Source organism: Christensenella intestinihominis, assembly GCF_001678845.1.
Classification (GTDB): Bacteria; Bacillota; Clostridia; order Christensenellales; family Christensenellaceae; genus Christensenella; species Christensenella intestinihominis.
In genome coordinates this window covers 172711-195453 of the sequence record NZ_MAIQ01000006.1, presented here as the reverse complement: position 1 = coordinate 195453, position 22743 = coordinate 172711, and the positions used below count along the sequence as shown (strand labels likewise).

Below are 22743 nucleotides of genomic sequence, written 5' to 3'. Positions count from 1 at the left end.
CTGTTACTTACCCTGCTTTGCTTGCAGCATTTTGATGAATTTGTTCAATCAATAGACGTCTTTCCATTCCGCAATGTTCGCCGAATCGAAGCGGAAGGGCGGCCCCAGGATAATTTCCGTGCCTCCGTCGCTTGCATCCACAACCGTATATTCACCGAGAGTTCCCGCCTCGAATTTATCGCCGGCAGCCCCCGTGATTGTGCCGTCGGTCAGCGCCATTGCCGTATAACCTGCCAGGTAACCGAGGTCCAGCGGATTCCACAGGAACATATATTCACAAACGCCGTTATCAATATATTCGGCCATTTCGGATGGAAGCCCGAGGCCGGTCAGCGCAACTTTGCCCGCCAGTCCCTTGTCCGTCAAAACCTTGCCCGCCGCGGCGATACCCACCGTTGTAGGCGCTACAATGCATTTCAGGTCCGGATAGGATTGAAGGAGCGCTTCCGTTTCAGATACGGATTTGTCGCGCAGGTCGTCGCCGTAGGCAACCTTTACAAGCTCCATATCCTTATATTTCTCGTCGCCTTCCATGATTTTCTGGAGAGCTTCGATCCATGCATTCTGGTTTGTCGCCTGGCTGGTTGCCGACAGGATTGCAAATTCGCCGGAACCGCCGCACATATCATATGCCGCATCCATCAGCGCCTGTCCGATAAGCTCGGAACCGGCCTGGTTTACAAACAATTCCCTCGACTGCGCATTTACGCCGGAATCAACCGCGCTTACCTTGATCCCTGCCTGCATAGCTTTTGTCAAAGCCGGCTGGAGGGCGTCCGGGTCGTTCGCAACTACGGTAATGGAATCAACCCCCTGTGCAATCAGTTCTTCAATGATTTGTATCTGGCCTTCCGCCGTCGGTTGGTCGGGCGCCCTTAAAATTGCTTCCTGCCCGGCTTCCTTGATGGCATTTTCAAAGCCTTCCATTTCCTTCTCACCATACGGGTTTCCCGTATTTTTGAACACAATTGCATGTTTCCCGCTGCCTGCCGCGGCTTCCGTTCCCGTGGAAGCTTCTGCGCCGGCCTCCGTCCCATCCTCTGCAGGCGCGCTGCTCTCCGGCGCCTGTGAGGTTGTTTCCGCCGCCGGAGCGCATGCCGCAAAGACAAACGCCGCGACGACCAGCAAGCATACTACCGTCATCCATTTTTTCATTTTTTCCTCCTCATGAATCTGTATTTTCTCATTTTTCCATTGGTATGGAAACATTTTTTTATTTCTTTGGCAGGGCCTTCGGCCTATTAAGCAAAAAGTTGGATGCCAGAACCGAGCCGATCAGCAGCAGGCCGATAATAATCATCATAACCTGTGCGGAAATATTGATAAGGCCCAAGCCATATCTCAAATAGCCTACGATAAACACTGCAAGGATCGCCCCCGGCATATTTCCCTTCCCACCGGCCGTCGATACCCCGCCCAGTACAACCATTGCGATTACATCCAGTTCATATCCCTGTGCTACGTTCGGGCGGGTGGACGCCATGCGCGATGTAAGGAACAGCGCGCATACACCTGCCATGAGTCCCATGAGTGTAAAAACAATAATTTTATTGCGGTCCACTTTAATGCCGGAATACCTGCTCGTCGTCTCATTGTTTCCCATCGCATAAATCTGGCGCCCAAATGCACTTTTATGCAGTAACAAACCAAAAATTACGGCAAGGACAATGAACATCAGCAACGAAAACGGAATCGGGCCCACATACCCCCAGCTCAGGTACTGGAACCAATCCGGAAATCCCCCGGAAGCCTGGTCCTCCAGTATGATATATGCGATACCGCGGTAAATGGTCATGGTTGCGAGGGTAATAATCATGGACGGCACCTCTTTATATTTTGCAACCAGTATTCCGTTCACATAACCACACCCAAGTCCCACCGCAAGGCAAAGCACTAGGGAAAGCTCCATCGGCATCCCCGCGTTATAGGCCACCGCCATTATAACAGAGCACAGCGCTGCGGTTGATCCGATCGAAATATCTATTTCCCCCAGAAGGATGACAAAAACCATCGCCAGTACCATGAAACCTTTATCCATAAAATTCATCGTGGCGTCCAGTATTTGCGTCCCGCGGAAATAATCCGATACCGAGCCGTTAACGATCAATATGACAACCAGTATGGCGACAAGCAGCCATTCCCACTGCAAGAAGAATTTTTTCGGTTCCAGCCTGCGTTCCAGGACTGAGCGATCCAATTCTACATTCGTACGTTTATTTAACGAAGCCATCTTGCTCATATCTCCCTTCTCTTTAAAGCATTCTTATCCGCCCTGCGTTTCACCGAGATATTCAGCAGGATTGCAACCAATATGATAATTCCCTGTATAAAATCTTCCCAGAAGGTAGATACATTGATTAATGGCAATGCATTTTGCAGCACCCCGAGCAACAGCACCCCGAGCAGCAGGCCTCCCACCTTTCCGGTTCCGCCGGATACGCTGACGCCCCCAAGCACACAGGCGGCAATTACATTCATTTCATAGCCGGTCGCCGTGTCGCCCTGTGCGGAAGCAAATTTGCTTACCCATAGGACTCCTGCCAGCCCGGCAAGCAGGCCCAGCAAGGTATAAGACATAATCAATATCCGGTCTTTTTTGATTCCCGTGATGACCGCGCTTTCCGGGTTGGAGCCAACCGCATAGATATACCGGCCGGTCCGGTTATAATTCAGGAAGTAGTAGAAGATCAATACGACGATAACGGCAATAATGATAAGCGTATTGATCGGCCCAATGCCGCCTGTCGCGATAGACTTGAACCCGTCCGACATCTGGTGCGCCGAAACCCATTTGCTTCCGCTAATCAAATAGGTCAGCCCACGAAACACGTTCATCATGCCCAGCGTAGCGATAATCGGTATGATCCTCCCCTTCGCTACCAATACGCCGTTCACCGCACCGCAGCCAAGCCCGACCCCCATACCGATCAGTATTGCAATAAATGCCGGTAATTGCGGAACATATTGCACCGTCAGCGCAGATACCATGCCCGCCAGAGCCACAATCGCGCCCACCGACAAATCAATTCCGCCTGTGACCATCACCATCATCATCCCGACGGCAAGAATTGCCAGGATTGATGTGTTCCTGAGCATATCCGCCAGGTTTTCCCAAGTAAAAAACGTTGGATTAATCGCCTGGAAAATCACGCATAGCACGATCAGGAAAACCAACAGTCCCAGTTCGCGGAATGTCTTTTTTGTTTTATTTTTCTCCAAGGTATTTGCAGATGCTTTCACTTTTCCATTCCCCTTGCTTTTTATTCGCCCAGCATGGCCGCTTCCAGTATTTTTTCCTGATTCGCTTCTTCGCTCTTGAATTCGGCCGTGATCCTTCCTGATTTCATAACAATAATACGGTCAGCCATTCCTAGGACTTCCGGCATCTCCGAAGAGATCAGGAGAATTCCATATCCCTGCTGGGCCAGCTCGCCCATGATTTCGTAAATAGCCGCCTTGGCTCCGACATCAACGCCCTTTGTCGGCTCGTCCATAATAATCAGCTTCAAGTCCGAGGTCAGCGCTTTTGCCACTACGACCTTTTGTTGGTTTCCGCCCGACAGTGAAGACGCTTTATCATAAATGGAGGACGCTTTTACCGCCATTTTCTCGGCAAGTTCCTGCGCCGTCCCGCTCTCCTTCGCCTTGTTATACCACGGGCCGTCCCGGAACCTGTCCATATTCCCAAGGCCGATATTTTTAGATATTTCCCAATCGAGGATCAGCGCCTGTTTCTGCCGGTCCTCCGGCAATAACCCCAGTCCCGCGTGTGTCGCATCGGTCGGATTTTTTATTTTTACTTCCTTTCCGTCTACATAAATCTTCCCCTCGCTCGGCTGGGCTATACCAAAAATCGTTTCGGCAACCTCGCTCCGCCCGGCGCCGACAAGTCCGGTCAGCGCGACAATTTCTCCCTTTTTTACATGAAAGGAGATATCTTTGAAATATCCGGTCCTGCCAAGCTTTTCAACTTTTAAAATTTCACCGCCGATTTCGATTTTACGTTTAGGAAACAGCTGTTTGATCTCCCGTCCTACCATTGCAATAATCATATCTTCATTCGATATCGCATTCACATCCCATGTACCGATATACTGCGCGTCGCGCAACACCGTTACACGGTCCGCCAACCGATACATATCCTCGAACCGATGCGAAATGAAAATAATCGACGCACCGCCCTCGCGCAATTTTTCCGTATATTCATATAATTCTTCGCTTTCCCGTTTTGTCAGCGCCGCGGTAGGCTCATCCATAATAATGATCCGTGCCTGACTTGAAAGGGCTTTTGCAATCTCCACAAGCTGCTGCTGCGCAACCGAAAGGGTCCCCATGCTGGCCTTCGGATCAATATTGGCTCCAAGCCTTTCCAGAAGCTCCTGGGCCTTTGCATGCATATCCTTCCATTGCAATGTCCTCATTTTCCCCTTGGTGATTTCATGCCCCAGAAAAATATTTTCTGTTACGCTCAGGTCCGGGTAGGCTGTGGAGTGCTGATAGATACAAACAATTCCCGCCTCCTGCGAATCGCGCGTAGACTTAAATTGCACCGGCTTCCCATCCAGCTTCATAGTGCCTTCTTCAGGCTGATGCACCCCGGTAATCACTTTGATAAACGTCGACTTTCCGGCACCGTTCTCCCCCATAAGGGCATGTATTTCCCCGCGTTTTAGTTGAAAATTCACATTTTGCAGCGCTTTCACCCCGGGAAATATCTTTGTGATATGATCCAATTCCAAGATATATTCATCCATTTTATCCCCTCCTCTGACTGGATTTGATCCAATTCCAAGCCACGGTCGCAATATATTTCTTCCTATCCCTGTAATATATTTGAATGTACTAAAAAAACACACGAACTTTGGCTGCAATTTTCCTGTATAATCATTTTAATTGTGTTTTCTTAGAGAAAGCTTGTTATAACTAATTAATCTAAACCGTGAATGTTGTCTTTCTATAAAAAATCTTACACGTAAGGGAGTGTCAAATCAATAAATAATCTTAACCAAAAATTACATTATATTGCTCTTCCTGCAAAAATGCGCCCCTTTATTGTCAAGGATTAGAACATATGTTCTTAATCCGTAATATAACGCTTCTTTTTATCCGATATTAGAGGTAGTGCAAAAAAAATCGGCGCCTCGGAATCACAATATATTAATAACAGTATAAATCTTTTTTTTCCGCAAATTTTTAATATTTACATTAAAAATTGAGGGAACGGCTTTATGAACGGACTGTTCCTGAATGTGAAATGTCCCCTGATCCCAAGGTGAAGAAGTAATCCTGCCCACAAATTTTTGATTCCGGACTGAAAAACAGTCCGGAAAATCAAAATGTACGAAAAAGTGATCTTTCCATAGTATATAAAGAAATGTCCCCTGAAAATTAAGTCCTTAATTTTTGCATAAATTTCCTGTTATTTTCTATTTGGTTATAAAAAAGGGCTGCCCCGGATTTTTCATCCTGGGACAGCCGCTTATTTTCATTTTCTATTCCCCAATTTGCTCCTGCCCTGGCCGTTCTTCCTGCTCCGCCGGGAAGCAAATCATTACCTTGAAAAGGTCGCCGTCAATCTCGATCTTAAATTCCCCCTTCATGAGTTCCATGAAGTTGCGCGCGATTGAAAGCCCGAGGCCCGACCCTTCCGTATGGCGGGATTCATCGCCGCGCTTAAAGCGTTCCATCAATTCCTCTTCCGTCATATTCAGCGGGTCGCGCGATACGTTTTTCACGACAATGCATGCCTGGTCTTCACCGCGGAAAAAGTCGATATATACCCGCGAGCCGTCCGCCGCATATTTAATGGCGTTGTCGATCACGTTTCCAATTACCCGGAACAAAAGCTTCCCGTCGGCATATACGTACATATTGTCCTTTTGCTCCGCCGTCACAAAGGAGAGCCCTGACGCCTCGATTTTATCCGACATTTCCCCGAGCGCCTGCTCCATAAACTGAACCAGCTCAATCCTGGAAACCGAGACCGTCATATCGCCGCTGCTTGCCTTGGCCGCCTCAAACAGGTCGTCCGTCAAATATTTCAGCCGCCGCGATTTCATGTCCAGCACTTCCAGATAACGCGGCGCGTTTTCACTTGTAAGTCCCTCCTTCTTCAGCAAATCCACATAGGTGAGAATCGAGGTGAGCGGCGTTTTTATATCGTGCGACACATTGGTAATCAGCTCCGTCTTCATTCGCTCAGACTTCACTTCCTGCGTCACCGCCGCGTCAAGGCCTTCCGCGATATGCTCGATGCCTGTCGCAATTTCTTCAAAATCCTGGCCGCCGCCTTTCGTAATCCGGTATTCGAGGTCGCCGTCCTTGATGTGGCGCACCCCTTCCTTGATATGTCCCACGGCCGCGGCTTTTTCCATAACAAATTTCAACGCGGCCGCAAGGTAAATTGCAATAAACACAAGCCCGATAAATACGCCCGTGCCGCCCATCAGCAAACCAAAAAGCACGGTAACCAGGCAAAGGAGCATCCCAACAATCAGGTACCATACCACGATCCCGACGCCCTTAGCCTTAACGCTGCTCTCGCGCCATGTTTTATTGAAACCGGAAAATACCCGCCCGGCCAGCGTGTAGTTTTCTTTTCGTTTTACCCGGCGTGAAACGCTCATGCTCCACATCAGCAGGAATGCTATCCCCACCGCCGTATATACAGAAATACGGATAACCTGCACCGCCCCCGCAGCGCCCGGCAAATCGATCCGTTCGCTGAAAAAGAGCGCCAGCATCGCAAGCTCGATCAAAATAAGCGCGATCCCGCCAATATCGAGCCATACGGAATCCATGAATGTAACCTTTACCTCGTCGGTTTTCGGGGAACGTCCCGCCGTGTACATCAGCCAGATAAAAGCGCCTGCAAAAAGGACAATCCAAACGATCATCAATACAATCGTGGTGAGGTAACCCCGGTAAGCGATTTCGTAGTCCTGCTTGCTGTGTTCATAAAAGGAATCGGACATTCCCGTAAAAATAAAGGCCCCCTGCGCCATCTGCGTTCCGGTTTCCACCGAAGAAGAACGAGACGCCGTCATACCTGTCGAGACATTATTATAGAGCCCTGTTTCAACACCGTCCCACGAATAAGCCTCATTTCCCTCAAGCCGCCCGATCCACCCTATGGGATCGGCTTCGCCCTTCGGGACATTCGTATGGATTACCTGCCCGTCGGCGGCAATCGCATAGTAATAATTCTCATTATTCGCAAGGTTTTCCCGCGCCTGCTTTTCCATGGAGGCATACTTTCCATCCACGTAGCTTTCCGCATTCACCAAAAGCTCCGCATACTTCTTGTTGATGGAGTCGATTTGCTTTTGGGTATATTCGTCAAGCGCAGGAAGGCCGCTGTCTTCCGCGGCGGAAGACGCAACTTCGGTGCTTAAAGAATCAGACTGGCCCTGATCCTCGCCTGCCACCGCTGTTCCCGCCGTTTTGCCCGACGCTGCTTCGTTTCCTGCAACCTGAGCTGCAAATTCTTCCTGAAATTTCTCAAGATACTCATCATAATAATTGCCCTCCCCAAGGTCTGTGCTTCCAAGCACTTCACTGATTTCTTCGGAATAAGAATTCTTCAGTCCCGAGATGTAATTCCGCACCTCATGTTGTTTTGCCGAGTCGTCATAGCCATAAAACGCGTATTCCACGGAATTTGTATAGTCCTGCATTGTGGAAAGGTATTCCGCGCTTTCAACATACTTGTCGCTCGTCATCGTATTTGCGGGATCATACTTCTCAAGGCGTACTACGGAAAAAGAGATCAGGCATCCGGTCGCAATACAGATAATCCAGGCAATGATTTTAAATTTAAAATCATACTTTGATCTTATCAATTTTGTATCCAATCCCCCACACCACCTTCAAATATTTTGGTTCTTTCGGGTTAATCTCAATCTTCTCGCGAATCCGGCGAATGTGCACCGCAATAGTGTTTTCCGCGCCGACCGCTTTTTCGTCCCATACGCTTTCATATATCTGCGTGGTGGAAAGAACCCGTTCCATATTCTGCATCAGGTAGCGCAATATTTTGTATTCCATGGGGGTAAGCTTTACAGGCTCGCCGTCTACCGTAACGGTCTTTTTCATATCGTCAAGCACAAGCCCGCCCGTTTGGAGCACTCCCTTCTCCTGGGTCATGCTTCCAAGCGATGTGTAACGCCGCAGCTGGGATTTCACCCGCGCGACCAGCTCCAGTGGATTAAACGGCTTCGTCAGGTAATCGTCCGCGCCGGAGTTAAGCCCCAGGATTTTGTCATTGTCCTCCGACTTCGCGCTCAGCATGATGACGGGAATATTTGCGCTTTCCCTCAGCTTCATCGTTGCGCGGATACCGTCCATCCCGGGCATCATGATGTCCATGACGATCAGGTGGATTTCCTGCTCCTCCGCATACTTTACAGCCTGCGCCCCGTCATATGCTTTCAGAACCTCGTAGCCTTCATTCACCAGATAGATTTCGATCGCGTCGACGATTTCCTTATCGTCGTCACACACCAGTATCCTCATGTGTTCCTTACCTCCGTTATAATGGTATCTTGATCCATACCATTATAACACGCCTTCTCTTTTTTCCCTAATCCTAGGATAAGTTAGAAATATTAAGAACAAACCTTAAATTTTCTTAAGACTTTATGACAATTTCACCGGTTTTATTACCTTCCCGTTAAGTTCGTATAACAGCAATATTTCTTTGTGAACACTGTATGAACTTATAGGCGCAGCGTCTCTTTTTCCTGTATAATGAAAACAATTCAAAGAAGCTTTTTCCATTGATATCAGGACCACAATAACAAACGAATAAAATAACCGGAGGTAAAATGACATGAAGAAAATAATCGTCGTTATGATATGCGCTGTCTTGTTCCTGACAGCCTGTTCTGCGGCCCCATCCGAAACGGGCGCTATGGATTCGGCGGCTGCTCCCGAGGCCAGCTATGGGCCTGCCGCAGCGGCGGATTCATCCAAAAACGAAGGTGCGGAGGCAGAAACGGAAGCTTATGAAGAGGCCGGCGGCCTTGGCGGCCTTTCCAATCCGGACCTGCCCGATACGGACCGCAAGCTCACCTACAGCGCATCGTTTGACATCAACACCAAGCAATATGATGCGGACTACGCAAAGATCAATGAAGAGCTTTCAGCGGTCGGCGGGTATGTCGCAAACGAGGAAAGTTCCTCTTATTCCTCGGAAACCGGAAAAAATTACGGCCGTAATTCCTATCTTTCCCTGCGCGTCCCTACCTCCAGCCTGACTGCCTTTATGGACAGGCTTTCGGGAATTGGCGAGGTGGTCGGCAAGCATAAATCCACGGACGACCTCACCTCGCAGTATTACGATACGGATGCCCGGATTGAGATGCTCACCATACGCAAAGACCGCCTGCTGGGTTATCTTGAAAACGCAACCAAGGCAGAGGATATCGTCGCGTTTGAACAGGAGCTTTCCGACGTACTGTATGAGCTTGACCAGCTCCAGGGCAGCAAAAGGCAGATGGATCAGCTCGTCGATTATGCAACGGTGGATGTTACCCTGACGGAGCTTATCACGCCCGAAACCATCGGCGCGGACGGCCAGCCCCTCGGCGACCGCGCGTCTGACGCGTTCTCCATGTCCATGACGGGCGTGGGTGAATTCCTGGAAAACTTCGCCGTTGGGTTCATGGCGGCGCTGCCCGTGCTTATCCTGCTGGCGATCCTGGCCGCGGTTATTTACGCGGTAATCCGGCTGATTCTCTGGCTGCGCAAAAAGCATTATGCAAAGCACCCGGAAAAGGTTCGCCCGCCGCGTCCAATGCAGCAATCCACGATGCAGCAGCCCATGTATCCCCCATATCCCCCGCAGGCGCCTCCGGTCCCGCCGATGCAGCAGCAGGCGCCGCCCCGGAACACGGACGAACCCAAGAAATAACGGCACCAAAAAAGCCCTTCCAAAACGGAAGGGCTTTTTCATCTTTTCTATGCCCCGGCTTTTTCCCTGTCTTTAAAAATCACGCGGTCAATATCGGCGATGGTGGTTTTCTCAAGCTGCCGCCTGCAAACGCTGTCAAGCTCCGCATATATCCCATCCATTACGGAAGCCATACCGGAGGCAATCAGGCATTCCATATCGGAATTCCCCGAATGCCAGGACGCGGCAATCATCGGCTCCCCAAGCGCCTCGTCTATCATGCGCAAATTAACCTTCTCCGCATCGAGGGAAAAGGAATATCCTCCCTCGGCGCCTTCCTTGGTTGTGAGCAGGCCCGCCTTTTTGAGCTTCGACATCACCTTGCGGATGCGTGCCGGATGCGTGCATACATTCTTGGCAAGCTCGTCGCTGCTGATCATTTTTTTCTTATGATTGAGATAGACCAAAGCGTGAACCGCTATGGTGAATTCACCCGTCATGGCCGCTTTTCCTCCATAATGTTTCCAATATTGCCATCATAAATGATGAGAAATAAAAATGCAAGTTTTTCTTACTTCCCGGACGCAAACAAATCGTTCAGCGCTTCGCCCATCGTCGGGTGGGTAAAAACCTGCCGCCCCAGCACGTCGGCGCCTGCCTTAAGGTCCATTGCCAGCTTAACGGTATTGATAATTTCATGCGATTCGGCGCAAAGAAACGACGCCCCGAGAATCCGGTTGGTATCCGCGTCAATCACCGCCTTGAGGAGCCCCCTCGTTTGTCCCAGAACCTGCGCCTTAGGCACAGCCGCCGCAGGAAGCCTTGCGATACGTACACGGTATCCTGCTTCCCGTGCTTCTTTCTCCTTCATGCCCACCGTAGAAAGCGGCGGGTCGGTAAAAACACTGTTGGGGATATTCTTCCGCTCTTTTTCCGTATAGGGTATGCCGCCCCCGATCTGCGACCACACGACGCGAAAATCGTCAAGGGATATATACGTAAACTGGAGTCCCCCACGCACATCTCCCATCGCCCAGATGTTTGGGGCGGACGTACGCAAGAGCGCGTCCGTTTTTACTCCGCCGCGCGGAGTCGTTTCGATTCCGGCCGCCGCAAGGTTAAGGCCTTCCGTATTGGGGATTCTGCCCGTTGCCACAAGGACTGCATCGGCTTCAAGCTCCTTCTCCCCGCCCTGCCATGCCATGCGCAGCCGCACGTGTCCGTTCCCGTCCGCAACCGAATGAAGCTGCGCTCCCAAACGGAATGCTACGCCTTTTTCTTCCAGTATCCCCTTTACCTCCCGGGAAATATCCTCGTCCTCGCGCGCAAGGAACGTTTCCCCATCCTGAATCACCGTTACCTCGGAGCCAAAGGCCGCATACATGGAAGCAAACTCCGTTCCAATATATCCTCCGCCAATAATGGCCAGCCTGCGCGGCAATGCCTCCAGTTCCATCATGCCCTCGCTCGTATAGGCATAAGGACTTCCCTCAAGTCCCTCAACCGGCGGGATAAAAGGAACCGAGCCTGTATTGATAAAAAAATTTTTACCGGAAACGACCTGTCCGCCTTTTTCCGTCTCCACCTTCACCTGCGAGGGGGAAATAAAGGCGGCCCGGCCATTCAGTACGGTTACGCCTTCCGCCTTGTCAAGCTTATCAAAATTTTTTTTGCGCAGCATAGAGACAAGCGCGCGTTTTTTTTCGATTGCCTCCGCATACCTCCGCGCTTTCTCCTCAAAGGTGCCGCCAAGCGCCTCCGAACGCTGTGCGGCCAGAACCAGAGATTTGGAAGGAATGCATCCCACGTTGATGCATGTTCCCCCATACATCCGGTCCGACTGTTCGATGAGCGCGACCCTTTTTTTTCTTTTGGAGGCCAAATGTGCCGCGAGCGTTTTCCCGCCTTTTCCAAAACCAATTATGACCGCATCATACTCTTCCATCCTGTCTTTTCCTTTCTTTTGTCCAACGCTCGAAGGTCGACCGGATCGCACCGTTCGGGCAGGCTTTTTTACACGCGCCGCAGCGGATACATTCCGCGCTGTTCGGCTGTTCAAATACGGAAATATCGAGCTTGCATGCCTTCCGGCATGCGCCGCAGCGTGTACACTTATCATGATCTATTTCCAGCCGGTAAAGCGACACCTTGTTGAACAGCCCGTAAACGGCGCCAAGCGGGCACACATACCGGCAAAACGGCCGGTACACCGCAATTGATAAAAAAACGAGACCAATAAGCAGGCCGACCTTCCATGCAAACAAGCCTCCCGCCGTCTGCTGCAAATCCGCATTTGCACCTACGAGCGGCAGCCCCGCAAACAACGTGCCCGAGGGGCAAATGAATTCACAGAACCACGGCTGCCCCTGCCCTATCACATCCACCGCAAACAACGGCAGCAAAATCACGAAACCAACGAGTATTCCATATTTCAGCCACCTGAGCCACCGGTCCCCGGGAAGCCTCCTTATTTTTTTCACAAACGGTATTTTGTGGATCAGGTCCTGTACCAGCCCAAACGGGCAGAGCCAGCCGCAGACAAGCTTCCCCAGCAGGGCCCCGACAAGCAGCAGGAACCCGGAAATATAAAACGTAAACTTATAGTCCCGGTTCCCAAGCACAGCCTGGAGCGCGCCGATCGGGCAGGAAGCGAGCGCGCCCGGGCAGGAATAACAGTTCAGCCCGGGGACGCACGCAAATTTTGTCGCCCCCGTATAAATTGTCCCTTTGGTGAAACCCGCCATATAACCGTTGGTCAGCAAGGTGAATGCAAACTGCACGGCCAGCCTGATATGCCTTCCCAGCCATGTAAATACGTTAACCAATTCCAATACACTCCAGACAAATATTGACTGCCTTCGTAAAAACGATTTGCGCCTCTCCCCGCATCACGCCGACAATAATAAACACAATCCCGGCAGCCGCAAGGATAAGCCACAGCCGGTTTTTCAGCCGGGCCGTCATCCGCAGCACCCGCTGTTTACATCTATCACCGCGTTATCGATATACTTGTTCCACGCTTCCATATCGCCGGAGGCGTCGAAAGGCTTATCGACAATCGTTCCCCACGGAGCGATCGCAATGAGCTGCGGTTCTTCCTTCAGGATATAATCCTCGATTCCCTGCGCGGGCAGCAGCTGCGGAAATTCCGCCCCCGCCTGTCCCGCGATTTCAAGAGCCTCCTGTTCCTTTCCTCCTGCTCCCAAAACAAACCCGATTCCCTCGATGGTCGCGTCGGTTTCAAGGTACGCCTGCAGCTTTCGCAGCGCTTCGCCGCTGCCTTCCCAATCGGGGTTCCAGACAAGCGCGAGCGTAAGCTGCTGGTTCGCGTTTTGGTTCAGCACCTCGTCCGTATAGGTTTTCCCATCCAGTCCTTGTGTCTCAAACTGGTAAAACAACGGGGCGTCAAGCACATCCGCGGAAGCCTCCGCTGCCGCCGGTTCCGCCGCAACCGCACCTTGGGTCTGCACCTGCGCCGCTGTATCCGGCATAGAGGCGAGCAGCCCGTCTATAATTTCCGCCCAGGCGTCTTTGCTGCGCGCTCCGCGGTAGGATTCGCCAACCTGGTTGCCGTTTTCATCCACAAATACAGTCTCCGGAACCGCCGTCACACTCCCAAGCTTCGCGTCGATCAATTCCCGCGAGGGCAGTAGGTGCGGATATTCCGCGCCCGTCTTTTCCGCAATTTCATTCACAAGATCAACCTGCTCCTGATAAATCGTTCCATCCCGGTCCATCACATCGGTTGGCATTCCCACGACCTGAAAGCCCTTGTCCCGGTATTCCCGATCCAGTTCCCCGAGCTCCGGCATTTCGCGCAGGCAGGGCCCGCAGAATGTCGCCCAAATATTTACCATCGTAAGTTTATATCCGGAAAAAATCGCCTGCGTCACTTCGTCGCCGTTGGAATCCTTTGTCGTGAATTCTCCAAACAACGGTGTGGTTTCAGGGGGCTCCGTTTCCTTTTCCGACAGTTGTTTTTCCGGCTGCTTTCCATCCGTTTCCGTTTGCACTGCCGCAGTCTGCGCACAGGCAGCCAAAAGCAAAAGGCCTGCCATCAGCAATGCAAAAAAGATCATTCCTTTCCGTTTCTTCATTCATTTCCTCCTTCGGCCTGTTTGCCGCTTACCGTTTCATACGGCCAGTCGTTGATTCCGCCCATATCATAAACATTCGTATAACCCAGGTTTACCAGCTTATCCGAAGCCTGCTTGCTCCGTACGCCCGTGCGGCAATAAACAATGAGCTTGGCATCCTTATCCGCAAGCGCTTCGGGCGGGGTATCGGAAATGGCCTCGTTGGGAATATTGACCGCCCCTTCGATATGCTTTTCCGCATACTCCTCGGGAGTGCGCACATCCACAACCACAACGCCGCTTTCCACATCCATCATTTCCTTTGCTTCCTCTGCGTTAATTTTATGATAAGTATCTCCCGTTGCCTGCACGCTTTCCCCGGCGCCCTGCCCGGCCGGGCCTCCCGCCGGTGCGCAGCCCGCAAGAAACGCAATTGCCGCAATGGCCCCTGCTGTGATTGCAATCCATCTATGTTTCATTCCTGCGTCTCCCTAATCTGTAATTTATTTTATATCAGTTTTCTGTAATTATATAACCAACAGTTAGGCATGTCAAGGATTTATTTTAATACGCGATCTCCGGACAACAAAAAACGGCATACCGTTCAGGTGTGCCGTTTCCTATTTTTTATACAAATCCCACTCCAAAAGGTCAAACCATTTTATGGCACAATGTGCGTATGAGATTGTATGAGACATACCGCATAGCGGCAGTGGCGCCTTAGCGCCACACTGCCCATTCATTTAAACAGGCGGGCCGTACTAGGCGGTGAGCGAGTATCCCTGCTTGCGGAATGTCTTAATCAGTTTTTTCTGGTGCCCGTCGTCGCTCTTTGCCCTTAAAAATCTGATATATACATCCACTACGTTGGAAAAGCAATCGTAATCGCAATCCCAGACATGTTCCAAAAGCTCCGCACGGGATACAATTTTGTCTTTATGCAGCGCGAGGTATTTCAGCACCTCGTACTCTTTTGCGGTGAGCCTGATATCTTCATCTCCACGCCGAACCGTCCGATTCTCGATATCCACCGCCAGGTTGTCAACCATGATACGCATAAATGTTCCATCCTTTCTTATCTTAATTGCTGGCACCCAGCCGCCCATGCACGCATAACGTGCATGGGCGGCTGTTTACGCATACCATACCACCCATGTTATATCTTATTAATAATCCTATTCCCCCTGGCTTAATCACCTTTCATGAAGTTTATTTGTAAACATTTAATTAACAGATAGGCGGTGGCTTTCTGTCGGCAGCAAATTGGCGTCCAAATAAAGAAACCGCGGCTCACAGCGTGAACGGCGGTTCCCTTGTTACCAACTATTTAGTACGGAAATACTTCATTTACTTCAAGGTGCTCCCCGTCCGGGCCGCGGAACGTCAGCCATTTGGCGCCATTCGGGAACACATTCGCTCCCAACACCGGGGCGTCCATCTCAAACTCAATCCCGCGGTCTTCCAGCATTTTCTGGATGCCTTCAATATCCTCTACCGCAAGCGCGATATGGTCTACCCAGCCGTCCTGCCGCTTCTGCGGGTTCGCCGTACGCACAAGCTCCAGCACCAGGTTTCCGTTTTTCACAAACGCAACATCCGTAGTCGTGCCGTCTTTTTCCTCAACGCCGCATTCCCAGATCGTCTCAAAATCAAGAACGTCCTCATAGAATTTTTTGCTGCGTTCCATGTCGGAGATAAAAACACCGATGTGCGCGAGACCTTCCATTTTTGCCATATTAAACTCCTCCCCTTCAATAAAAAATTCCTATCTTTAGGATAGTCCTTTTACAGCCGGTATGCAAGCAAAAAATCAGTTGCAGTCAAGCTGCTCCAGCAGGCGCTCCGCATAATCCCCGTTCGGGTTGTCCCGTACGTCCTGCGGGGTTCCCTGCTGCACAATTTCCCCTTCATTCATGATTAAAATCCACGTTCCAAGGCGCACCGCTTCGCGCAGGTCGTGCGTCACAAACACGATGGTCACCCCTGTTTGCCTGTGAATTTCAAGGATTTCGTCCTGGAGCTGCTTCCTTGTGATGCCGTCGAGCGCGCCGAACGGCTCGTCCATCAGGATAATCTCCGGCTGCGCGGCAAGCGCGCGCGCAATTCCGACGCGCTGCTGCTGGCCTCCCGAAAGCTCGCTGACGTTTCGCGCAAGCATATCCATCGGAAGCGCTACCATGCCCATCAGTTCGCGTATCCGCTCCTCCGACAGCCTGTTCTTTTCCAAACGCGGCACATATTCGATGTTTTCCCGCACATTAAGGTGGGGAAACAGCGCCCCTCCCTGGATCACATAACCGATTCCCCGCCGAAGCGCTATCAGGTCGGTGTGCGCGGTATCCATACCGTTCACCGTCACCCTTCCGCTGTCCGGCATCAGCAGGCCGTTAATCATTTTGAGCATCGTCGTCTTGCCGCCGCCCGATCCGCCGACCACCGTCAGGAAGGCGCCTTTCCTGATCTCGAAGCTGAAATCCTTCAAGGCATATTTTCCTTCATAAATCTTTTGCACCTTGTCAAAGGCAATTACCGTATCCTGGTTCATAACAGTCCCTTTTGCGTCAGGAAATCAACGGCAACCGTCTTTTCATCTTCCTTGTCGTTTTCCACACGGTAATTGAGCTCCGCCATTTCCTCGTCAGTCAGGATGCCTTCCATCTTCATCAGCACGTCCCGCAGCTCCGGATGCGCTTCAAGAACCTCTTCCCGTACAATCGTCCCGCAGTAATAAGAGGTAAAGAAATTTTTGTCATCCTTAAGTGTTTTCAGCCCGTACGCGCCAAGCATCCCATCGGTCGTAAAGGCATTGATTACATTCACCTCGTCCGCGCTGATCGCCTGGTATTTCAGGCCGATATCAAGGTCGGACGTATCGCCGAAATGATATCCGTATGCTTCACAGAGCGGATCATACCCATCCTCGCGTTCATAGAAATCGTATTCCGCCCCAAATTTAAGGTCGGGGGTATAGGGCGCGAGGTCGGAAAAGGTTTCAACATTGTTCTCTTCCGCGAACTCTTTTTTTACAGCCAGCGTATAGGTGTTATTGAATCCGTAAAGCCCCACCCATTCCATATTGAACTGGTCCTTATACTGCTCCTGCAATTTCTTGTACATTTCGTCGGGCGTTTCCTCCGTCGTGTTTTTCAGCACGTCCGTCCACGCCGTCCCCGTATATTCCGGGTATAGGTCAAAATCGCCTTTTACCATCGCCGGATGGATATTTCCCGTGCCGCCCGCAATTCCCTTGGTGATTTCCACATTAAGGTCCGTATCCTGCTCAATCAGGGCCGCAAGCATCTCGCTTAAAATAAACTGCTCCGTCATCGGCTTGGTCGCGATCCGTATGGTATCGCTGCCCTTTCCCGCGCAGCCTCCGATTAAAAAAACGCCGCACAGGAGCACCGCCAGAAGCAGCGCCGTTAATTTTCTTCTCTTCATTTTGCCGTTCCTTTCCCATTGATTTTCCGATAAAGCTTTTTCTCAAAAATTCCGGCAACCAAATCCGCAATCAGTGCGAGCGCCGCAATCAGCAGGCTGCCCGCAACCGTCATCGCCATATTGTTCGTCGTAATTCCACGGTAAATTGCCACGCCAAGCCCTCCCGCGCCGACAAAGGACGCAATACCGCACAGGGCAATCGTCATAACGATCATGTTGCGCGCACCGGCAAGGATGACAGGCATTGCCAGCGGCAGCTTGATCTTATACAGCAGCTGGGATTTCGTGGAACCCATTCCCTTCCCGGCCTCGATAATGGCCGGGGATATCCCCTTGATGCCGGTATGCGTATTGCGTACCATTGGCAGAAGGCCATACACCGTAAGGGCGATCACTGCCGTCATATCTCCAATTCCCGTCGCCGGGACAAGGAAGCCCAGCATTGCGATCGATGGAATCGTATAGATAAAATTGGTCACGCCAAGAACCGGAAACGCAAGCTTCGCATGCTGCGAGATTACGATTCCAAAAAAAATTCCGATCAGTGCCGCAAGGCCAATCGCAATAAAAGAAAGCTGGAGATGCTGGAGGATAAGCTGGGCAAAAAAATCCCATCGCGTTACGTATAAGTTAAAGACCTCTGCGATCATTCATTCTTCTCCCTAAGCAAAATATAGTTTTTTAATAAACCAAACTTATCTTATTGTACCATTTTATTTTGGTAAAGTGGCCAAAAGATTAAAATTATATATACCATTATTGACAGGAAAGTGATATTTAGGTATACTTATTCTAGTAATTTACTAAATTATTAATTTACTGGAAAATTTCTAAAGGAGACTTATTATGAAAATACCAACGAACCTGAAACACAAGCCTGTCGTTGTGGCAAAGGATTATTCTAAAATTGACGGAAAATACGCCTATGAAACGGATGTACAGGGCCTCTCCGCCGGGCTTGCCCAGTGGAATGACCGCGGCAAGGTCGATATTTCCGCAAAAATCTGGCGGTACACCGGGCAAAAATGGTCCCGCCAGTCGGAAGAGCTTCCCCTCCACCGCGTGCTCGACCTTGCGATATTCGTATGCGATACCCTGAAGTACTTCCGCGACGCTTACCGCTATCCCAAGCTTTACGACCCGGAAAAACCGCAGTTCGACCGTGTGGGAATCCAGGGCGACGCGATGACCATGGAGGTTTGCACCGACAACGAAAAAATCGACCAAGATATCCAGCTTTTTTCACAGGCGCTTTCCGACGACAGCGAGCTTCTCGGCGAACGCCTTTCCGTGTTGTCCCGCCTTCTGAAGGATATGGGCTACTGACCGCGGGTATGATGAACCGCCAAAACCGCATGAATCATGCGGTTTTTATTTTTAAAAATTTTCTCCCGCCGGATATGGAAATGCGATGTCTCATTAGGATTCCATATAAGGAAAAGAGCTGTGAATTTCCGATAGCCGACCGTATTACTTTTGTCGCGAAAACCGTTTTTTCCCGCGTCTGCAAAAATCCCGGATTAACTTGTCCCCGCACGCATTGACAGCAGATTTTGAAACCTTTATAGTAAGAAGGGAAACAATGAGTAATAAGGAGAAAATCACTTGGATTACAGAGCTTTCGATACAAGCGTACAGGAAATTAAATACAAGGTTTTAAAGGAAGTGGCGACACTCGCATGGGAGGGAAATCTCGACGGCGGGCTTCTCCAGGTTGCCGAAAAAATCATGCCCGGCCCGAAGCCTACGATGCGGTGCTGTATTTACAAAGAGCGCGCCATTATCAACGAGCGCGTCAAGCTTGCCCTGGGCGGCGATCCGGATAGTCCCGGCGTTGTCGAAGTGCTGAATATCGCATGCGACGAATGCCCCGTCGACGGTATCCGCGTTTCAGAGGCCTGCCGTGGCTGTATCGCGCACCGCTGCAAAAACGTGTGCCCCAAGGATGCCATCGAAATTATTGACCTCAAGGCGCATATCAATCCCGATAAATGCATTGAATGCGGCCGTTGCGTCTCCGCATGTCCTTACAGCGCCATTACCAAGATGGTCCGTCCCTGTGAAAATGCCTGCAAAGTCGGCGCCATCACTATGACGGAGGACAAAAAAGCGGATATCCATGATGAAAAATGCATTTCCTGCGGCGCTTGTGTCTACCAGTGTCCGTTTGGTGCAATTTCCGACCGGTCTTTTATCCTGGAAGCGATTAATATCCTCAAGGAATCGGAAAACAATACGAAATATAAGGTATATGCGGTGGTTGCTCCCGCCATTTCCAGCCAGTTCAGCGGAATCAAGGTGGAACAAACGGTCGCCGGCATTAAGCGTCTCGGCTTTTTTAACGTGGTAGAGGCGGCGCTCGGCGCGGATATGACCGCATATAAGGAGGCCCGGGAGTTATACGAAAAGAAGTTCCTTACCAGTTCCTGCTGCCCTGCTTTTGTACGCTACATCAAAACCGCGTATCCCGACCTTGCGCAGCATATTTCGCATAACGTTTCGCCTATGGAGGAAATTTCCACTTATTTAAAAAAGATGGACCCCCACGCGAAAATTATTTTTATCGGACCCTGTATCGCAAAGAAGATGGAATATAAGCTTCCCGAGGTGGAGGGCATCATTGATTGCGTCATCACCTTTGAAGAGCTGCTTGCGCTGCTTGACAGCCGCGGGATCGACCTCAACGAAATGCCGGAGGAGCCATTGGATAACGCGTCCTACTATGGCCGCATTTTTGCGCGCAGCGGCGGTGTTTCCGCCGCGGTTGCACAGGCATTGAAAGAGCATGGATACGATGATTTCACCTGCAATCCCGCCGTTTGCAACGGCATCGAGGAATGCAAGGTTGCCCTTTTGAAGGCCTCCCGCGGCATCCTGAAAGAAAACTTCATCGAAGGCATGGCCTGCCAGGACGGCTGTATCGGCGGCGCGGCCTGCATCACGCACGGTCCGAAGGATAAAAAACAGGTAGACGCCTACGGGAACGAGGCCAAAGAAACCACAATCAAAGAATCCATCGGCATTTTGGGAATGATAAAGGAATAGCTTTGCCAATCGCTGAACGGCACGCGGCTGTGCCGCGCCAATTTCCCGATCATAAAAAAGACCGGCTGCGGCCGGTCTTTTTATATTGAAACAATCAATTGCTTTTTATTGGCGCGCAAGCGCCGCCGCCACAAATTCGCGGAACAGCGGGTGGGCTTTATTGGGCCGGCTCTTAAATTCCGGATGGAACTGAACGCCGATAAAAAAGTCGTTCTCCGGTATTTCCACCGCTTCCACAAGCCGTCCATCCGGCGATAAACCCGTCAGCTTCAGCCCTGCTTCCTGCATTTGCTGCCGGAAATCATTGTTGAATTCATACCTGTGCCTGTGCCGTTCGGCAATCTCTTCCTCGCCATAGGCCCGTTGCATAATGGAATCCGGAACAATGCGGCACGGATAAGCGCCAAGGCGCATCGTGCCCCCTTTTTTCTCCACATCCACCTGGTCGGGCATCAGGTCGATCACCGAATAAATGTTGTTCTCGTCAAATTCGCGTGAATTCGCCGTCTTGTATCCAAGCGCGCTGCGCGCATATTCAATGACCGCAACCTGCATGCCGAGACAAATGCCGAGGAACGGCACGTTTTGTTCCCGCGCATACTTCACCGCCGCAATTTTCCCCTCGATTCCCCGGTTTCCAAACCCGCCGGGAATCAGTATTCCATCGCAGCCGCCGAGTTTTTCCGCGACCGTCGATTCGGTGATTTCCTCGGAATCCACCCATTCGATTTCCACATGGGCTTCGTTTTCATATCCGGCGTGCGCAAGCGCTTCCGCCACGGAAAGATATGCGTCATGCAATTGCACATATTTTCCCACCAGTGCGATCCTGACCGGCTTTTTCGCTTTTTTGATGCGGGCAATCATCTGCTTCCATTCCGCAAGGTCCGGTTCCCCGCAATCGATATGCAGTTCCCGGCACACGATATCCGCGAGCCCGTTTTGCTCCAGCATGATAGGCGCCTGGTAAAGAATCGGAAGGGTCCTGTTTTCAATGACGCAGTCCGGCTTGACATTGCAGAAAAGTGCAATTTTTTGCTTAATGCTTTCGCCCACGGCTTCGTCGCTGCGCATTACGATAATATCGGGCATGATTCCAAAGGATTGCAGCTCCTTGACCGAATGCTGCGTGGGCTTCGATTTGTGCTCGCCCGAGCTTTTGATATAGGGCACAAGCGTCACATGAAGAAACAGGCAGTTGTCCCTGCCAACCTCATGCGATACCTGGCGGATCGCCTCCAAAAACGGCTGGCTTTCAATATCGCCCGTCGTTCCCCCGATTTCCGTAATCACAACATCCGCGCTCGTCTTTTTCCCCACGGTATAAATGAAATTCTTGATTTCGTTCGTCACGTGCGGAATCACCTGCACCGTTTCCCCAAGGTACTCCCCTTTCCGTTCCTTGGTAAGCACGTTCCAATAAACCTTTCCCGTCGTCAGGTTGGAAAATTTGTTGAGGTCCTCGTCGATGAAACGTTCATAATGCCCGAGGTCAAGGTCCGTCTCCGCGCCGTCGTTCGTCACAAAAACTTCCCCGTGTTGGAAGGGACTCATGGTGCCCGGGTCCACATTAATATACGGATCGAGCTTTTGGGCCGCAATTTTAAGTCCGCGCGCCTTCAAAAGCCGTCCCAGGGATGCAGCCGTAATTCCCTTGCCGAGTCCCGAAACCACGCCGCCTGTTACAAAAATGTACTTTGTCATCTTATCCTCCCTATACCTCATATGTCTTGAGCAGTTCTTCGGCGATCAGCCGTTTGGAAACGCGCATGTCCATCGCCTGCTTTTCAATATAACGGTGCGCCTGCGGCTCCGTCATTCCGAGCACCTGTATTAATACGCATTTTGCCCGGTCGACAAGCCCCATATCTTCCAGCTTGCGCGACAGTTTTCTATTTTCGTTCCGGACGCCAAGCATCCGGTTCCGCGTCGCGCAGGCAAGATGGAAGGTCTGCCGGAAAAACGATTTGGACAGCGGCGTCAGCACGACGAGCCCGCCTGCCGCTTCCACCCGGAGGATACTCCTCTGGTCCGTATCGCTTTTCGCAACCACGATGATCCCGCAATAGCTGTTACGCGAAGCATGCTCAACGAGTTCCTCGCCAAATTCGTCCGGGAGCGGCGCGTGGATAATCAGGAGGTCGATATCCATTTTGCCGAGCACACTCCGCGCATCCCTGCCGTTCGGGGCAAAGAGCACCTCGTGGTCGCCGTATTCCTTTACCAGGTGCGCAAAAAAATCGCGTCCCTTTAAAGCTCCGGATGCAAGCAATATCCGGCTCATAAGTT

22 protein-coding genes are annotated in these 22743 nt (G+C 51.0%); 3 read left to right on the top strand and 19 right to left on the bottom strand.

The genetic code is table 11. From position 1 onward, the window contains the following. Positions 1-48: 48 nt before the first annotated feature. The 6 genes from rhaS to BBD38_RS09790 form a co-directional block, all read right to left on the bottom strand. A complete protein-coding gene (rhaS, locus tag BBD38_RS09815) occupies positions 49-1155 on the bottom strand; it encodes a rhamnose ABC transporter substrate-binding protein (protein ID WP_066687637.1) in 1107 nt (368 codons plus the stop codon). A 58-nt stretch (positions 1156-1213) separates the two neighbouring features. Then, positions 1214-2239, bottom strand: a complete 1026-nt coding sequence (locus BBD38_RS09810; protein WP_235829124.1) for an ABC transporter permease — start codon at positions 2237-2239, stop codon at positions 1214-1216. Continuing rightward, the gene (locus BBD38_RS09805) at positions 2236-3240 is read right to left on the bottom strand and encodes an ABC transporter permease (protein WP_066687562.1); all 1005 of its coding nucleotides are present in this window, start codon (positions 3238-3240) and stop codon (positions 2236-2238) included. The genes BBD38_RS09810 and BBD38_RS09805 overlap by 4 nt, the downstream gene beginning before the upstream one ends. Positions 3241-3260: 20 nt before the next feature. Next, the gene (locus BBD38_RS09800) at positions 3261-4754 is read right to left on the bottom strand and encodes a sugar ABC transporter ATP-binding protein (protein WP_066687559.1); all 1494 of its coding nucleotides are present in this window, start codon (positions 4752-4754) and stop codon (positions 3261-3263) included. 738 nt (positions 4755-5492) lie between these two features. Next, positions 5493-7853 (bottom strand): sensor histidine kinase, encoded by a 2361-nt coding sequence (locus BBD38_RS09795; RefSeq protein WP_066687556.1) that lies wholly within the window; start codon positions 7851-7853, stop codon positions 5493-5495. Then, entirely contained in the window at positions 7822-8514 is a 693-nt protein-coding gene (locus BBD38_RS09790; RefSeq protein ID WP_066687553.1) for a response regulator transcription factor, read from the bottom strand. Before BBD38_RS09790 ends, BBD38_RS09795 begins: the two co-directional genes overlap by 32 nt. Positions 8515-8830: 316 nt before the next feature. Between BBD38_RS09790 and BBD38_RS09785 the strand changes: the two genes are divergently transcribed. Then, positions 8831-9913 (top strand): DUF4349 domain-containing protein, encoded by a 1083-nt coding sequence (locus BBD38_RS09785; protein WP_066687552.1) that lies wholly within the window; start codon positions 8831-8833, stop codon positions 9911-9913. Between the two features lie 47 nt (positions 9914-9960). Here the strand turns inward: BBD38_RS09785 and BBD38_RS09780 are convergent, their stop codons facing one another. The 11 genes from BBD38_RS09780 to BBD38_RS14695 all read right to left on the bottom strand — a co-directional run bounded on the left by BBD38_RS09780 (position 9961) and on the right by BBD38_RS14695 (position 18059). Next, positions 9961-10392 carry an RrF2 family transcriptional regulator gene (locus BBD38_RS09780; RefSeq protein WP_066687551.1) on the bottom strand — a complete coding sequence of 144 codons (432 nt, stop codon included), beginning with the start codon at positions 10390-10392 and terminating at the stop codon, positions 9961-9963. Between the two features lie 71 nt (positions 10393-10463). Continuing rightward, positions 10464-11837, bottom strand: coding sequence for an FAD-dependent oxidoreductase (locus BBD38_RS09775; protein WP_066687548.1), 1374 nt, complete (start codon positions 11835-11837; stop codon positions 10464-10466). Further along, positions 11824-12717 carry a 4Fe-4S binding protein gene (locus tag BBD38_RS09770; protein ID WP_235829123.1) on the bottom strand — a complete coding sequence of 298 codons (894 nt, stop codon included), beginning with the start codon at positions 12715-12717 and terminating at the stop codon, positions 11824-11826. The genes BBD38_RS09775 and BBD38_RS09770 overlap by 14 nt, the downstream gene beginning before the upstream one ends. Then, positions 12710-12856 (bottom strand): CD1871A family CXXC motif-containing protein, encoded by a 147-nt coding sequence (locus BBD38_RS09765; protein WP_066687545.1) that lies wholly within the window; start codon positions 12854-12856, stop codon positions 12710-12712. Before BBD38_RS09765 ends, BBD38_RS09770 begins: the two co-directional genes overlap by 8 nt. Beyond that, positions 12853-13989 (bottom strand): TlpA family protein disulfide reductase, encoded by a 1137-nt coding sequence (locus BBD38_RS09760; protein WP_066687544.1) that lies wholly within the window; start codon positions 13987-13989, stop codon positions 12853-12855. The genes BBD38_RS09765 and BBD38_RS09760 overlap by 4 nt, the downstream gene beginning before the upstream one ends. Beyond that, positions 13986-14447, bottom strand: a complete 462-nt coding sequence (locus tag BBD38_RS09755) for a rhodanese-like domain-containing protein (RefSeq protein ID WP_066687542.1) — start codon at positions 14445-14447, stop codon at positions 13986-13988. Before BBD38_RS09755 ends, BBD38_RS09760 begins: the two co-directional genes overlap by 4 nt. A gap of 282 nt (positions 14448-14729) precedes the next feature. After that, positions 14730-15026 (bottom strand): winged helix-turn-helix domain-containing protein, encoded by a 297-nt coding sequence (locus tag BBD38_RS09750; protein WP_066687537.1) that lies wholly within the window; start codon positions 15024-15026, stop codon positions 14730-14732. A 269-nt stretch (positions 15027-15295) separates the two neighbouring features. After that, positions 15296-15703, bottom strand: coding sequence for a VOC family protein (locus BBD38_RS09745; RefSeq protein ID WP_066687535.1), 408 nt, complete (start codon positions 15701-15703; stop codon positions 15296-15298). Positions 15704-15778: 75 nt separating this feature from the next. Next, a complete protein-coding gene (locus BBD38_RS09740; protein WP_066687532.1) occupies positions 15779-16513 on the bottom strand; it encodes an ATP-binding cassette domain-containing protein in 735 nt (244 codons plus the stop codon). Further along, the gene (locus BBD38_RS14700) at positions 16510-17409 is read right to left on the bottom strand and encodes a glycine betaine ABC transporter substrate-binding protein (RefSeq protein WP_066687529.1); all 900 of its coding nucleotides are present in this window, start codon (positions 17407-17409) and stop codon (positions 16510-16512) included. The genes BBD38_RS09740 and BBD38_RS14700 overlap by 4 nt, the downstream gene beginning before the upstream one ends. After that, on the bottom strand, positions 17406-18059 hold the full coding sequence (locus tag BBD38_RS14695; RefSeq protein ID WP_066687527.1) for an ABC transporter permease: 654 nt from the start codon (positions 18057-18059) through the stop codon (positions 17406-17408). Before BBD38_RS14695 ends, BBD38_RS14700 begins: the two co-directional genes overlap by 4 nt. A gap of 196 nt (positions 18060-18255) precedes the next feature. On the opposite strand from BBD38_RS14695, the gene BBD38_RS09725 reads away from it, so the two are divergent. Together BBD38_RS09725 and BBD38_RS09715 are read left to right on the top strand one after the other, a co-directional pair. Then, the gene (locus BBD38_RS09725; protein WP_066687525.1) at positions 18256-18735 is read left to right on the top strand and encodes a DUF6530 family protein; all 480 of its coding nucleotides are present in this window, start codon (positions 18256-18258) and stop codon (positions 18733-18735) included. Positions 18736-19014: 279 nt separating this feature from the next. Further along, entirely contained in the window at positions 19015-20454 is a 1440-nt protein-coding gene (locus BBD38_RS09715) for a 4Fe-4S dicluster domain-containing protein (protein ID WP_066687507.1), read from the top strand. Between the two features lie 105 nt (positions 20455-20559). On the opposite strand, the gene BBD38_RS09710 is transcribed toward BBD38_RS09715, so the two are convergent. Further along, a complete protein-coding gene (locus BBD38_RS09710; RefSeq protein ID WP_066687504.1) occupies positions 20560-22158 on the bottom strand; it encodes a CTP synthase in 1599 nt (532 codons plus the stop codon). A gap of 10 nt (positions 22159-22168) precedes the next feature. After that, entirely contained in the window at positions 22169-22738 is a 570-nt protein-coding gene (locus tag BBD38_RS09705; protein WP_066687501.1) for an ANTAR domain-containing response regulator, read from the bottom strand. Positions 22739-22743: the final 5 nt, after the last annotated feature.

Excerpts from the sequence above, each read along its gene's own strand:
- BBD38_RS09790 (WP_066687553.1), bottom strand. The coding sequence starts at position 8,514 with ATGAGGATACTGGTGTGTGACGACGATAAGGAAATCGTCGACGCGATC.
- BBD38_RS09810 (WP_235829124.1), bottom strand. The coding sequence starts at position 2,239 with ATGAGCAAGATGGCTTCGTTAAATAAACGTACGAATGTAGAATTGGAT.
- BBD38_RS09780 (WP_066687551.1), bottom strand. The coding sequence starts at position 10,392 with ATGACGGGTGAATTCACCATAGCGGTTCACGCTTTGGTCTATCTCAAT.
- BBD38_RS09710 (WP_066687504.1), bottom strand. The coding sequence starts at position 22,158 with ATGACAAAGTACATTTTTGTAACAGGCGGCGTGGTTTCGGGACTCGGC.
- BBD38_RS09740 (WP_066687532.1), bottom strand. The coding sequence starts at position 16,513 with ATGAACCAGGATACGGTAATTGCCTTTGACAAGGTGCAAAAGATTTAT.
- BBD38_RS09745 (WP_066687535.1), bottom strand. The coding sequence starts at position 15,703 with ATGGCAAAAATGGAAGGTCTCGCGCACATCGGTGTTTTTATCTCCGAC.
- BBD38_RS09725 (WP_066687525.1), top strand. The coding sequence starts at position 18,256 with ATGAAAATACCAACGAACCTGAAACACAAGCCTGTCGTTGTGGCAAAG.
- BBD38_RS14695 (WP_066687527.1), bottom strand. The coding sequence starts at position 18,059 with ATGATCGCAGAGGTCTTTAACTTATACGTAACGCGATGGGATTTTTTT.
- BBD38_RS09800 (WP_066687559.1), bottom strand. The coding sequence starts at position 4,754 with ATGGATGAATATATCTTGGAATTGGATCATATCACAAAGATATTTCCC.
- BBD38_RS09755 (WP_066687542.1), bottom strand. The coding sequence starts at position 14,447 with ATGAAACATAGATGGATTGCAATCACAGCAGGGGCCATTGCGGCAATT.
- BBD38_RS09750 (WP_066687537.1), bottom strand. The coding sequence starts at position 15,026 with ATGCGTATCATGGTTGACAACCTGGCGGTGGATATCGAGAATCGGACG.
- BBD38_RS09765 (WP_066687545.1), bottom strand. The coding sequence starts at position 12,856 with ATGACGGCCCGGCTGAAAAACCGGCTGTGGCTTATCCTTGCGGCTGCC.
- BBD38_RS09775 (WP_066687548.1), bottom strand. The coding sequence starts at position 11,837 with ATGGAAGAGTATGATGCGGTCATAATTGGTTTTGGAAAAGGCGGGAAA.
- rhaS (WP_066687637.1), bottom strand. The coding sequence starts at position 1,155 with ATGAAAAAATGGATGACGGTAGTATGCTTGCTGGTCGTCGCGGCGTTT.
- BBD38_RS09705 (WP_066687501.1), bottom strand. The coding sequence starts at position 22,738 with ATGAGCCGGATATTGCTTGCATCCGGAGCTTTAAAGGGACGCGATTTT.
- BBD38_RS14700 (WP_066687529.1), bottom strand. The coding sequence starts at position 17,409 with ATGAAGAGAAGAAAATTAACGGCGCTGCTTCTGGCGGTGCTCCTGTGC.
- BBD38_RS09785 (WP_066687552.1), top strand. The coding sequence starts at position 8,831 with ATGAAGAAAATAATCGTCGTTATGATATGCGCTGTCTTGTTCCTGACA.
- BBD38_RS09760 (WP_066687544.1), bottom strand. The coding sequence starts at position 13,989 with ATGAAGAAACGGAAAGGAATGATCTTTTTTGCATTGCTGATGGCAGGC.